The 13,335-nt window shown below is 51.3% G+C and carries 12 protein-coding genes; 4 read left to right on the top strand and 8 right to left on the bottom strand.

The window, feature by feature from the left end; translation table 11 throughout:
- Positions 1 to 130 precede the first annotated feature (130 nt).
- From JKP77_RS08245 to JKP77_RS08225, 5 genes are all read right to left on the bottom strand, one after another.
- Positions 131 to 1,030 (bottom strand): PEP-CTERM/exosortase system-associated acyltransferase, encoded by a 900-nt coding sequence (locus JKP77_RS08245; protein WP_218310707.1) that lies wholly within the window; start codon positions 1,028 to 1,030, stop codon positions 131 to 133.
- A gap of 191 nt (positions 1,031 to 1,221) precedes the next feature.
- Positions 1,222 to 1,728 (bottom strand): RNA methyltransferase, encoded by a 507-nt coding sequence (locus JKP77_RS08240; RefSeq protein ID WP_338024852.1) that lies wholly within the window; start codon positions 1,726 to 1,728, stop codon positions 1,222 to 1,224.
- A gap of 13 nt (positions 1,729 to 1,741) precedes the next feature.
- Entirely contained in the window at positions 1,742 to 1,894 is a 153-nt protein-coding gene (locus JKP77_RS08235) for a DUF5989 family protein (RefSeq protein ID WP_218310706.1), read from the bottom strand.
- Complete coding sequence (locus JKP77_RS08230) at positions 1,894 to 2,316, bottom strand: SxtJ family membrane protein (RefSeq protein ID WP_218310705.1); 423 nt, start codon at positions 2,314 to 2,316, stop codon at positions 1,894 to 1,896. The genes JKP77_RS08235 and JKP77_RS08230 overlap by 1 nt, the downstream gene beginning before the upstream one ends.
- The gene (locus tag JKP77_RS08225) at positions 2,316 to 4,148 is read right to left on the bottom strand and encodes a carbamoyltransferase family protein (protein WP_218310704.1); all 1,833 of its coding nucleotides are present in this window, start codon (positions 4,146 to 4,148) and stop codon (positions 2,316 to 2,318) included. Before JKP77_RS08225 ends, JKP77_RS08230 begins: the two co-directional genes overlap by 1 nt.
- Before the next feature lie 156 nt (positions 4,149 to 4,304).
- On the opposite strand from JKP77_RS08225, the gene JKP77_RS08220 reads away from it, so the two are divergent.
- The 4 genes from JKP77_RS08220 (at position 4,305) to JKP77_RS08205 (ending at position 9,115) form a co-directional block, all read left to right on the top strand.
- Positions 4,305 to 6,107: an SGNH/GDSL hydrolase family protein gene (locus JKP77_RS08220; protein WP_218310703.1), complete on the top strand. Its 1,803-nt coding sequence runs from the start codon at positions 4,305 to 4,307 to the stop codon at positions 6,105 to 6,107.
- Entirely contained in the window at positions 6,104 to 6,475 is a 372-nt protein-coding gene (locus JKP77_RS08215) for a hypothetical protein (protein ID WP_218310702.1), read from the top strand. Before JKP77_RS08220 ends, JKP77_RS08215 begins: the two co-directional genes overlap by 4 nt.
- The gene (locus JKP77_RS08210) at positions 6,405 to 7,727 is read left to right on the top strand and encodes a hypothetical protein (RefSeq protein ID WP_218310701.1); all 1,323 of its coding nucleotides are present in this window, start codon (positions 6,405 to 6,407) and stop codon (positions 7,725 to 7,727) included. The genes JKP77_RS08215 and JKP77_RS08210 overlap by 71 nt, the downstream gene beginning before the upstream one ends.
- Positions 7,728 to 7,801: 74 nt before the next feature.
- Positions 7,802 to 9,115, top strand: coding sequence for a M24 family metallopeptidase (locus tag JKP77_RS08205; RefSeq protein ID WP_246601132.1), 1,314 nt, complete (start codon positions 7,802 to 7,804; stop codon positions 9,113 to 9,115).
- 204 nt (positions 9,116 to 9,319) lie between these two features.
- On the opposite strand, the gene hutH is transcribed toward JKP77_RS08205, so the two are convergent.
- Genes hutH through hutC form a run of 3 tightly spaced genes read right to left on the bottom strand, consistent with a single transcriptional unit; the run spans position 9,320 to position 13,258 of the window.
- Positions 9,320 to 10,855, bottom strand: a complete 1,536-nt coding sequence (hutH, locus tag JKP77_RS08200) for a histidine ammonia-lyase (RefSeq protein ID WP_218310699.1) — start codon at positions 10,853 to 10,855, stop codon at positions 9,320 to 9,322.
- On the bottom strand, positions 10,855 to 12,531 hold the full coding sequence (hutU, locus tag JKP77_RS08195; RefSeq protein ID WP_218310698.1) for a urocanate hydratase: 1,677 nt from the start codon (positions 12,529 to 12,531) through the stop codon (positions 10,855 to 10,857). Before hutU ends, hutH begins: the two co-directional genes overlap by 1 nt.
- Positions 12,532 to 12,556: 25 nt before the next feature.
- Entirely contained in the window at positions 12,557 to 13,258 is a 702-nt protein-coding gene (gene hutC / locus JKP77_RS08190; RefSeq protein ID WP_218310697.1) for a histidine utilization repressor, read from the bottom strand.
- Between the last annotated feature and the right edge of the window lie 77 nt (positions 13,259 to 13,335).

The following is a 13,335-nucleotide window of genomic DNA, read 5'->3' as shown; positions in this document are numbered from 1 at the left end:
CATCCTGTGTATTCAGATTCACTAAGAATACAGGTTAAAAAGATGTTACTACAATTACATACGTATTCAGCCGAAGGTAATCGGCCTGTAGTATTCAGTCAGACAACCTGACGATACACAAAAATACCAGTCAGGCCGCTTTGCGCGCTTTACTGCTGTGGGTTTGCGAAGCACGTTTTTGATAGTGAGATAACGCATGCCCGAATTCAGGTACATCATCAAGCTCCAGCATGATTTTTCGCTGAAAACGCTTTAATGCAGGCGAAATTTGCTCAACCAGTTCAACTGGTGAAATCTTATAGGCCGCCCTAGTGCCATGATAATCCACCTCATTGCCAATACGATGAAAGTTGATCCCAATAAATCGCATACTCCTTGCCAGTCTGGGTTCCATCATGACATACACGTAATCTATATCGCGGATCAGGCAGATACTGGTCGCAAAGAAATAAAGTGCCATAGAAATATAGGGGAACGAGCGGCTATTATGTTGTTCAAGGATAGATTTTTTCGGCTTCTGCCCGGTAACCGGTGACAACTTACTGTCGCTTTCCCGTCGCCGAAAACGCTTCGGAATAGCCAGACGAGAGACCTCACAGACGCTGTGTCGCGGGTGTAGTTTAGGATTCTCACTATCCAGGCGAATGGCATCAGGACAATTTTTTTCCAGCGGAAGTTGCTGGCCCGGATGCGCTGGCATCACCAGCCTTATGGTACCGGCACAATCTCCGGTCGCCTTGTGTTTGATATAACAGCTTAGCGAATAGTCATCGAACTCATCAGTTTCCAGACCGGAGGATTTTACAGGTTCGTAACCCAGTTCTTCACAATACACCTGATGGCGGGTTTTGTAACATATACGTCTGGCACTTTCGTCAGCAGCAATGACCAGTGAAAAGTGTTCAAAGAAGTGGGCTGCAACCGCGTCGATAGTTTTGTTCATCTTGCGGCGGATCACAGGACGAATAACGTGCGACACTCCGGGAGCATGTTTTACTTTTTTAAATACGTTGATTAAGCGACGTTTCACCAGTACCCCAAGATTATTGCAGTGTAGATTACGTATTAAGAAGCACTATCCATGTGGGCCCGGAAGCGGATCTGACCAGATCTCCAGGTTAGAGGCTTAACAATGCACGATCTGACTGTTGTTGTAAACTATACGTATGAATTAAAACCAATACGTTTTAAGTAAAATGGGGATCAGGTCTGAGAGAAAAATCATAATTTATTATGAGCAGTTCGGTTATTCTGATCACGTGAGCGACGAATAAAAGCATTTGTTACGTCATAATCTCGCTTGGCCAGCCGATCATAAAGCAGTACATTTGCCGTTGCGGCAAGGTTCATACAGTGGTGAGTCGGAATATAGACAACGTCATCAACTTGCTCAATTAGTGTGTTGCTCAGGCTGCCATCTTCAGGCCCAAATACATAAAACGCATTGTCGGGGTGTTCAAACGCTGGCAGCGGCACGGCATTTTCGACTAATTCAACTGCTACTACCCGGCTCCCTTTCGGCTTGCACTCAAACAAATCCTCAACGCCGATAGTAGGGATGAGTTTATGAAATGCTCTGGTATCGGCGTTAAAATCCTTCGCATAACGATAACGCTGACCGGTATAGAAAACGGCATTTACCCCATAACACCCTGCTGCACGGAGAATGGATGCTACATTGACCGCTGATTTTGGATTGACTAATCCCAGACTGACATGTGAACTCACAGCTATCTCTTTTTTAAAACAAAGTATAGATAAACGTTGCCAGTGACGACTGCTGTGTGGCAATCACTAACGCGCCCAGTAACGCCAGCACCACAATAATGGGCAACAACCACAATTTTTTTCGTACCCGCAAAAATGCCCACAGGTCCTGCATAAACTCTATCATTAGAACGGCTCCTTCAGGTTGCTCTTAGCCGGACTGGTCTTGCGCAACACCCAATATGTTGCGGCATCACGTGCTGGGCCGCGAGTGTACTGTAATTTGCCGATAGATTTCATCAATAATCCGATTGGCACGATCAATAAATAATAGGCTATTGCCATAATCATCCGGGTATTTATGAAATTAAGCACACTTGCGAATACCATCCAGCTCCGGTAGGGCCAATAGAGTAAGCCGGGGCCCATCAATGCCAGAATCAGGAACGTCAATACAACGGGAATGATCCATAGCGACGCGGGTACATCAAAAGCCCATGGCAACAGCAGACAAAAAATCAGCGTCAGCGCCAGCGCCATGCCCAGGCCGAACTGCCGCAGCGCTGGCAGATCCGTTTTTGACACAGTAGGTAACCAGAAATTATCCATTAATCTTTCTCAAAACTTGTTTGTCTGGCTTTTTTCACCATATCGGGATCCACCCCCTCTCTACAGATGAGATAAGGCCCTAACACCAGCATGTCCATTTCCGTTGCAAGGAAGCAGCGAATAGCATCGTCCGGACTGCAGACAGGCGGTTCGCCACGTACATTGAAAGACGTATTTATTAGCATTGGCATACCGGTTTGCTCGTAAAATGCTGTGATCAGGGCATGAAATTCCGGATGGATTGCGCCTTGCACACATTGCACCCTCGCCGTGTTGTCGACATGGGTGACAGCAGGAATACCAGAGCGGATACTGTTAACCTTATCCAGGCCAGATACCTCATCGGAGACAGTCACCAGATGTTCGGGCTTCACCGCATTCACTTCCAGCATGTATGGGTTACCGGATGCGCCGTCGAAGTAACTGGAAAAGTGCTCTGAGAGCACCGCAGGCGCAAAGGGCCGAAACGATTCCCGTTGCTTAATTTTTAAATTCATCGTTCGTTGTAAGGTTGGATTTCGCGGATCGCCCAGAATAGAACGATTTCCCAGCGCCCGGGGACCATACTCGGCTCGTCCCTGAAACCAGCCTACAACCTGACCTTGCGACAGCGCTTGCGACACGGTGTGATAAAGCGCCTTGCGATCGGGCTGTTGCGCATCAACGGACCAGTGTTTTATCGCGGTTTCGATGTCGTGCTGAGAATATTCCGGGCCGAGCATTGACCCACACATCTGGTCATGCGGTGGCTTAACTGCACCGTCATTTTCCAGATACCAGTATGCGAGCGCCGCCCCTAGCGCACCGCCAGCATCGCCAGCCGCGGGCTGGATCCAGATATCGTCAAAAATGCCTGCCTTCCTTAGTCTGCCGTTGACAACGCAATTAAGCGCCACCCCACCTGCCATGCACAGCGCAGGCGCATTGGTAATCTTCCTGGCGTAAAGAGCAATTTTTTCCACCACTTCTTCAATGACCTGCTGAACCGACGCTGCGAGGTCCATGCACCGCTGATCCGGCATTTTATCCTGTGGCCAGGGTTCCCCACCAAACAAAGTATGAAAAGCGCTGCTGGTCATTACCGTGCCGGTTTCATAGTCGAAATACCGCATATCCAACGCAAAACTACCGTCTTCTTTCACATCAATCAGGTGCTGATAGATTTTGTCTACATACACGGCACGCCCGTAGGGAGCCAGTCCCATTAGCTTGTATTCGCCGCTATTGACTTTAAACCCGCAGTAAAAAGTAAATGCGGAGTACAGCAGACCCAGCGAGTGTGGAAACTGTATTTCAGATAGTGCATTAAGTTGGCTGCCTTTTCCTTCCCAAAGCGAGGTTGTCGCCCACTCACCTACACCATCAAGACAGACCACCGCGGCATGCCCGAAAGGTGAAGGATAGAAAGCAGACGCCGCATGACTCTGATGATGCTCCGTGAATCGTAATGCAGGCAACTGGCTTTTCTGAAGCCCGGGGGAAAGAGCCAGCAACTCTTTGCGTAACAGTTGTTTTAAATACAGCTTTTCCTTCAGCCATACCGGCATGGCACGAAGAAAACCGCCGAATCCTCTGGGCGCTGTTGCCAGAAACGTTTCCAGTAAACGCTCAAACTTGAGCAGTGGTTTATCGTAAAACACTACCGCGTCGATATCTTCGAGACGACATTCTGCCTGTGACAGGCAGTATTGTACCGCGTTCGCCGGAAACCCCGGATCATGCTTAACGCGGGTAAAGCGCTCTTCCTGAACCGCAGCCAGAATATGGCCATTTATCAGGATCGCTGCAGCGCTGTCGTGGTAGTAGGCTGAGATCCCCAGTATGAGTGACATGATGGTTGTTATTATTGTGTTAACTCAATGCAATATATGCAGCATACCGCAACCTTTTTTAGAGGAACAGCATTTCGCTTATGCATACGTATCCAGCTTGCCTTAACTACGGTAACTGCTTAAGGTTGTCACGGTGTTTGTTAATTTTTTGTAGCCATGAAAACCAAGAAAACATCAGTATGGTTTACTCTGATAGCACTGCTTCTTCCTGCGGGAGTATTCCTGCTAATTGAAGGGGCGTTACGTATTGCCGATTACGGCAGCACCTATCCTTTGTTCGTTCCCGCGAATGAATCCGGTTACCTGATGCCGAATCCGGCGCTGATAAAACGCTATTTCCACCATGGCGCGACAGCGCCAAAAGTAAGCCCGGACACTTATTATTTTCGGGAAAAGAAGCCCGAGAATGAGCTTCGGCTCGTCATGATGGGAGGATCCACTGCAGCGGGTTTCCCCTATGGCCGGTTCGGTTCTCCCTCGGGGTTACTGGAAGCGCGACTTCAGAACGCTTACCCGGACAAAACCATCCGCGTCATTTCCGTTGCCCTCTCAAGCGTGAACTCGTATACCCTGCGCGATATCAGCGAAGACATTCTATCGATTTCGCCGGACGCTGTTCTTATTTACGCAGGACACAATGAATACCTTGGTGTCATGGGAGTCGGGTCAGTGTATGCCAGTCGCGGAGGACATCTGGCTAATTTATTGTTTCTGAAATTAAGAAACTGGCGAACTTTTCAACTGGCACAGTCGTTATTAGCATCAGATAACCGCAGTGCGCAACATGACAGTGCAGACCGGACTGTGATGTCAAAGATCGCGCAGTCCAGTCAGATCCCCTTTAATTCTGATATTTATCAACAAGGAATCGCGCAGCTTCGCAGTAACCTTGCAGCGGTATTGAGCACCTTCAATGAGGCACACGTTCCCACATTCATCTCTACCATTGCAGCGAACGAAAGCGGGCAGCGGCCTTTCGCATCTGCTCCCGCTTCGGGAATTGAGGATCTCAACGGTTTTCTTAACGGTACTGCTGCGAAAAGGAAAAAATTAAAGCAAGCTGACGCCGCAGTTGCGGCTACGCCTGATTCTGCAGACGCCCATTTTGCGCTAGCAACACTGCTCGCTGGCACTGACGATACACGTGCCAACCGTCATTTTGTCAATGCTATGGATTACGATCAACTGCGTTTCCGGGCGCCTTCTGTATTCAATGGCGTTATCCGTGAACTCGCCCGACAGCATCAGGTGACGCTCGTCGATGCTTATCAAAAAATGATTGCCGCCAGCGAGGGCGGTCACATTGGCTACAACCTGATGCTTGAGCACCTGCACCCTAATGAACGAGGTTATTTTCTGCTTGCCAATGCCTTTTACTATGCGTTGCAGGAAAATCACGTACTGCCTGCGCCTACGATCTTCGTTACCGATAGCGAGGCATGGCTTCAGCGGCCACTGACCCCGGTTGATTCCTTGCTTGGCAAATTAAAAATCGACAGTCTCACTTCTGATTATCCGTTTACTGAGACACCGGTACCGCTAACGCTACCCATTGCCAGAGACAAAGAAACCGCACTTGCTATCGAACGTTTCAGAGGTAAAGGTTTACTCTCACAACTTCCGGATCTCATCACCTACTATCAGCAGCAGGATCGCTGGTCGGATGCAGCAAATGCCGCTTCGGCGCTTGCCAGCGCGTTGCCGTTTAATCCGGAAACGTCGCAACTTGCCGCACAGATTGCATTGCGATCCGGGCAACCGGGCAGAGCCTGGTTTTTCGCCAGACAGGCCATCAGCCTGCAGCCTGATAACATCAGCTATCAGCTGACGTTGGCCGAGAGCCAGTTTAAGGCAGGCCACAAAGAGCGCGCTATTGCGCAGTTACAACAGACCCAGTCACAATTTCCGGACAACCCGAAGCCGGCTTTTTTCCTTAAACAACTTGGAGCCCGGGAATGACACGCTCGTCACGGCGATTTACCTTTTTGCTGATTACTCTGGCCATTCCGGTTGTATTTTTTATCCTGCTGGAAGGAGGTTTACGACTTGCAGGCTTTGGAGGAAAAGCCCCGTTGTTTATTGAAAACCCGGCTCACCCCGATTATTTGTTGCCAAGGCCAAACATTCTCAACCGTTACTTCCCTGATGGACATGCGCCTCGCGTCACTATGGAAACGAATTTTTTCTTAAAAGAAAAGCCCGCGGATGGTCTTCGACTTATTGTGCAGGGAGGCTCAACCGCAGCCGGTTTTCCCTATGGGTTGGGAGCCTCTCTGGCCGGGATGCTGGACAACCGGTTACGACAGACTTATCCGCAGAGATGTTGAAGTGATTAACACCGCAATGTCTGCGGTTAACAGCTATCTGCTAAAAGATGTGGCATCGGAAATTGCTGAACAATCGCCTGATGCTGTCCTGATTTATGCAGGCCACAACGAGTATCTGGGTATTTTTGGCGTCGGTTCACAATTTCAGTTTGGCGGCCCGTTACTTACCCGGCTGTATTTGTCGTTGTATTCACTGGCCACCGTTGATGCGCTTCAGTATCTGTTGCTGTCATTCACTTCCGGGCCGGACGAACTTCAGTCCGCATCGCGTACCTTTATGGCGCAGGTAGCCCAAAATACCTTGATACCGTTTGACTCCGGGGCATACCGGCAGGGGCTCAGGCAATTTGAAGCTAATATGCGTCAGGTGCTGGATACGTACCGCCAAGCCAGTATTCCGGTATACCTGAGCACTATCGCAAGTAATATTGGCGACCAGCCCCCGCTGGGTGCCGGCTCTCCGGCGGCTGCTGAGGCGCTGTCGTTATATCAGCGCGGGCAGCAGGCTATGGCTGCGGGAGAGTATGTGGCAGCGCGTCAGTACCTGGCGAAGGCCAAAGATCTGGATCCTCTTCGCTTTCGGGCCCCGGAAGATATTAACGCGATTATCAGAAAGCTATCCAGGCAGCCCGGCGTAGTACTAGTGGATACGTTATCAGTGATGGAGTCCAGGACCCAAAGTAACATTGTTGGCAACTCGCTGATGCTGGAGCATCTGCACCCTAACCTGCCGGGGTATTTTCTGATTGCCGACAGCTTTTACGACGCGTTGCTCAATAATCAACTGGCCTCAAATCCGCAGCCGGTAACTACAGCAGAGGCCTGGCGAAACCGACCGGTAACCACTGCCGAAGAATATTATGGTTACGCACAAATACAGGCGCTAAAGTCTGATTTCCCATTCCGCCCCTCTCCTGTGCCCATTATGTTATCTGAACCCGCTGACTGGCAGCAGCAGCTGGGCAAAGCCTATTTTGAAAAACGTATCAGCTGGCTTGACATGATGCAGCAATTACACGCAGGGTATGTCAAACGCAAAAACCTTAATCTGGAATTAAAGACTGCAGCCCTTATTGCGCAGGCGTTGCCGCACGACCCCCTTAGCAATGAACAGGCCGGTGACTTACTGTATAAGGCGAGGCGAGATGCCGAAGCACTGCATTTCTATCAACGGGCAAAACGTGCCGGAAGCGCGACCAGTAACCTTGATACCCGGATGGCGATCCTGAAGGATAGACTGAGTAAAAAATAATAATACAGATATGTAGTTCGCAATCCTCACTCGGGATGCATCAAACTACATTGATACCACTACAGGGAAATACCATGATACGTCACTCATTGCTCGCACTATGTACCGGAATCGCACTGTCTTCGTTTTCGACGCTCGCCCAGACAGCAGATAAGCCATTTGACGACGCATCACCGTGGATGGATATTCGTCAGCAACGAATGCAGACCTTGCTTCCCTCAGCCATGTCACGCGCGAAGGCCAGTCACTGGCTGATTGTTTGCCGGGAAAATGACAATGATCCCATTGCGGCGCATGTCGGCTGCGAAAATGCTGGCGGCACTGCCGTCGTGCTGTTTTCGAAACACGCTGACGGAGTGACCTCGATGATGTTTTCTCCCGTCAGCGAATCAACGGCAGTCAAAGAACTGGGTATTTTTGACGACGTGATTGATGTAGGACGTTCCGATTCAGCCATTGAGGTAGCCGCAGCGTGGCTGAACGAGCAAAACGTGACGGCCCTTGCAGTAAATACCTTCAGTACTAACCCACAGGCTGATGGCCTGAGTCACTCACAGTATCTGGCATTGCAAGACGCACTTTCCTCTGACGTGGCAACCCGTCTGACTGCTGCTGAGCCGGTGATTTACGAATGGCTGTCCCGCAAGCTTCCCGCTGAAGTGGATATTATGGCGAAAGCGGCCACCATAACGTCAAACTGGCAATATGAGGCCTATCAGAACGTGGTTCCGGGCAAAACGACAGATAAAGATATCGCGGATTTTCTGAAAAAGAAGATTGCCGATGCTGGTGTTCAGGACGGCTGGGCGCCGGACCAGAACCCGGCTGTAAATTCCGGCCCGGATCGCGGTCACTCTCACCCTACGGATCGCATCATTCAGCCTGGCGACGTCATTCAGATTGATTTTGGCATTCGGGTATTTGACCGATGGGTAACCGATATTCAGCGCTTCGCCTATGTGTTAAAGCCTGGTGAAACCAGAGCGCCAGCCAACATACAGCATGCCTGGGACAGCGCGATTGCAGGCAGTCGCGCCGCCTTCGAAGCAATGCAGCCCGGCGTCACTGGCAATCACGTACACGAAGCCCAGCGTGTCGTCATGGAGCGGGCAGGCTCACTACCGGTAATGTGGAGCACCGGCCATCCTGTGGGTTATGTTGCCCATGATACCGGCCCAAATCTGGGTGTACGGGATACGTCATCAAAACTTCTTGATGACGGTATGACGTTCGCGTTTGACGGTTTTTACAGCTGGTATTATCCAGGTAGCAATCAACAGCAAACCAAAACCATTTCGGTTGAAGAAATGGTGGTGATCACCGAGGATGGCGCACGCTATTTAACGCCACCGCAAAGCGAACTTATCCTGATTTCTTCAGAAGACTAAGAGCACGCTTCTACCGACATGCCACTGACATTTCAGTGGCATGTTATTGACAGCTGCGTCATCCAGTGACGCGAGTTTAGGCGTCGCACCCGGACAGGTAAGTGACAGCTAAGAGTCGTTTCGCATCCTGACACAAGCATGCCCTGACCCAGACGAGGCGCTTTGCCCTGGCATACCTGTATGTCGCTATCAACACTGCGGCTTCTATGCGAGCAGCTCTGTGACCTGCTCTCTTACTATGTCAGCTAATGCGTGTGAGGTTACTAACGCTGACGCGGCCTCGATGTCGGGCGCAAAATAGCGATCTTTGTCGTAAAACGCCACCGCGCTGCGTAACAGCCTGTGCGACTGCACCAGCGGTTTGCTGGTGGTGAGTGGCTTACGAAAGTCGACGCCCTGCCCCGCGGCCAGCCATTCAATGGCTAAGATGCCGGCCACATTCTCAAAGATATCTTTTAAGCGCCGGCCTGCAAAGGTAGCCATCGAGACATGATCCTCCTGATTGGCTGATGTAGGCAAGGAGTCTATTGAGGCCGGATGTGCCAGCGTTTTGTTTTCACTGGCAAGTGCGGCGCAGGTGACCTGCGCAATCATAAACCCCGAATTCACGCCGCCGTTTTCCACCAGAAACGGCGGTAGCCCGCTTAGGTTTGAATCAATCAGCAGCGCCATTCGCCGCTCTGAGAGTGAACCTATCTCAGAGAGTGCGATGGCAATCATATCTGCCGCCATTGCTACCGCTTCAGCATGGAAATTGCCACCGGAGAGGATATCCTGCGAATCGGCAAATACCAGCGGGTTGTCTGACACACCGTTAGCTTCCGTTTCCAGCGTTTGTGCAGCGTACCGGAGTTGTTGCAAACACGCACCGAGCACCTGTGGCTGACAACGCAACGAATAAGGATCCTGCACTTTTTCGCAGCCCTCATGAGAGTGACCAATATCAGATTTATCCAGCAGCGTGCGAAAACAGGCAGCGATATCCGACTGCGCCTGATGGCCACGCACAGCGTGAATACGCGCATCAAATGGCACCCGCGAACCCAGCGCCGCTTCTACGCTCAACGAGCCTATAGCCAGGCTACTGTAAAGGGCATTTTCTGCATAAAACAGCCCTTCTAATGCAAACGCTGTTGACGCCTGTGTACCGTTAAGAAGGGCCAGCCCTTCTTTGGGGGCCAGTGCAATGGGTTCCAGCCCCGCTTTTTTCAGCCCGTCAGCTGCAGGACGACGCACTCCGTCGACAAACACCTCTCCCTCGCCCAACAATACGGCGCTCATATGAGCCAGCGGCGCAAGGTCGCCAGATGCCCCTACCGACCCTTTTTGCGGTATGGCTGGCCAAATCTGTGCGTTATAAAGTGTGATAAGGGCTTCAATGACTTCCAGTCTGATGCCGGAAAAACCCCGTGATAGCGAGTTGATTTTCAGCAGCATTAGCAGGCGAACCGTCGATGCCTGCATGAAGGCACCGATACCGGCCGCATGGGAAAGCACGATGCTGCGCTGTAATAATTCAAGTTCGTCTTCTGCAATCCGGGTGTTTGCCAGCAAACCAAAGCCGGTATTAATGCCGTACACGGTGCGCCCCGCTTTCAGCACATCGGTCACGGTTTGCTGCGCGGCATGAATCGCATCGAACGCATCATCAGCCAGCGCTATGGGCCGGTGCTGACGAAAACACGCGCGACAGTCATCAAGCGATAGCTGCCCCGGTGTCAGGGTAAATACTGAGGTCATTATTTCTGCTCCTTATTTACCATGGGCAGATCCAGATTATGTTTTTTGGCACAATCAATGGCGAGCTTGTAACCTGCATCCGCATGACGCATTACGCCAGTGGCCGGATCGTTATGTAATACCCTGGCAATTCGTTTATCCGCCTCTTCACTACCATCACACACAATGACCACGCCAGAATGCTGGCTAAATCCCATGCCTACGCCGCCACCGTGATGCAGTGACACCCAGGTTGCGCCACCAGCAGTATTTAGCATCGCGTTTAGTAATGGCCAGTCCGACACGGCGTCAGACCCGTCCATCATCGATTCTGTTTCGCGGTTAGGCGACGCCACCGAGCCAGAATCCAGATGATCCCGGCCTATTACCACAGGTGCGCTCAACTCACCTTTTCTGACCATCTCGTTAAAAGCCAGTCCCAGCTTTTGTCGCTCGCCCAGACCAACCCAGCAGATGCGTGCGGGTAAGCCCTGAAACGAAATGCGTTCACGGGCCATGTCCAGCCAGTTATGCAGGTGCGGATTATCAGGGATAAGCGCTTTTACTTTCTCATCGGTTTTATAAATATCCTGCGGATCGCCGGACAGCGCCGCCCAGCGAAAAGGCCCGATCCCCTGACAAAACAGCGGACGAATATAGGCAGGAACAAAGCCGGGAAAATCGAAGGCATTGTGAATTCCCTCCTCCAGCGCCATCTGCCGAATGTTGTTGCCATAATCAAGCGTAGCTGCCCCTTTTTGCTGGAAACCCAGCATGGCAGAAACTTGCAATGCCATAGAAGCTTTTGCAGCGCGGACGACACTGGCTTCATCAGACTCACGCATCGATTTGGCTTGTGTAAGGGTCCAGCCTTTGGGCAGATAGCCATTCAGCGGATCGTGGGCGCTGGTCTGGTCTGTCACCACATCGGGAATGATGCCCTTAGCCAGCATGTCCGGAAACACCTCTGCGGCATTTCCAAGCAGGCCAACGGATACCGGTTTACCCACTTCCCCAGCCTCTTTTATCATCGCCAATGCTTCATCAATAGATGTGGCTTTTTTGTCAACGTAGCCGGTACGCAGACGAAAATCGATACGGGATTCGTCGACTTCAACTGCAATCATGGAGAACCCGGCCATTGTGGCTGCCAGTGGCTGTGCACCGCCCATGCCGCCTAAACCGCCGGTCAGGATCCAGCGGCCTTCGGCCTTTCCGTCGAAATGGGCTTTGGCCACACTGACGAAAGTTTCATACGTGCCCTGTACAATCCCCTGAGAACCGATGTAGATCCATGAGCCGGCGGTCATCTGGCCATACATCATCAATCCTTTGCGGTCGAGCTCATTGAAATGTTCCCAGTTGGCCCAGTGCGGCACCAGATTGGAATTCGCAATGAGTACCCGTGGCGCATTTTCGTGCGTTGGAAAGATACCAACAGGCTTACCGGACTGGACGAGTAACGTTTCATCGTCGCGCAGGCGTTTAAGTGCATCAACGATAGCATCATAAGCGTCCCAGTCCCTGGCGGCACGGCCAATGCCACCGTAAACCACCAGCGACTCCGGATGTTCAGCCACTTCCGGATCCAGGTTATTCATTAACATTCTCAGCGGGGCTTCAGTAAGCCAGCTTTTCGCATTTAACTTGCTTCCCCGCGGTGCACTAATGCGGCGGGTGTCATCATGTCTGTTCAAAACAGTTTCTCCTTACGGATTGGTATTAGGTAAAATCAAGATGTCCACCCAAACGGTATCGTTCACCTGGGTGCGTAAGCGTCGCCACGCTTACGATGCCCCGCGCGCTGTAGGTACGTCGGTTAATTTGCAGGCAGGGAGAGGAGGGCGTGATCATCAGCTTTTCCGCTGTGTCATTCTCTGGCAGCACAGCTGAAACTACATGATCGGCTTCCGTTAATGGCGCAACCTGATTTAAATAATAATTGGGCGTCATAGCCGTGAAGTCTTGTTTCAGGTAATCCGGAGCCCAGTGCGGATTCACCCAACGGTTCTCAAGCTGAACCGGTAACGCATTTTCATAATGAATAAGTGAGGTAAAATAGACCGGGCTGGCCTCTTTAACCCCCAACCATCGGCTTTCAGAGGGCGTTGCTACCCGCTTTTCTCTGGTCACAACACGACACTGGTAATCATGACCCCGGGCAAGGATTTCGTCCTTGATGCCTTTAATCGTCAGCATCGAACTCATCGGCCGGCTATCTGCTACAAAGGTTCCGACGCCCTGGGTTCTTGCGAGGATCCCTTCAGCCACAAGCTCAGACAGCGCTCTGCGAGCGGTCATGCGACTGACTTCAAAGCGCTGCGCCAACTGATTTTCAGACTCCACCTGGTCGCCGGGCGCCAGACGCCCATGCTCAATATCGTCAACCAGCGCCGATTTAATGGCGATAAAACGCGGCTGCATATGCCAGATCCTCCTGATGTTTTGGGAACACTGTACTCGCAACAACTTGTATATACAAGTATAGCCAAGTAGACTAA

It is taken from the genome of Alteromonas antoniana, assembly GCF_019249295.1.
In the GTDB taxonomy this organism is placed as follows: Bacteria; Pseudomonadota; Gammaproteobacteria; order Enterobacterales; family Alteromonadaceae; genus Alteromonas; species Alteromonas antoniana.
Note: the sequence above shows the minus strand (reverse complement) of the source record. Positions and strands in the feature narration are given on the sequence as shown.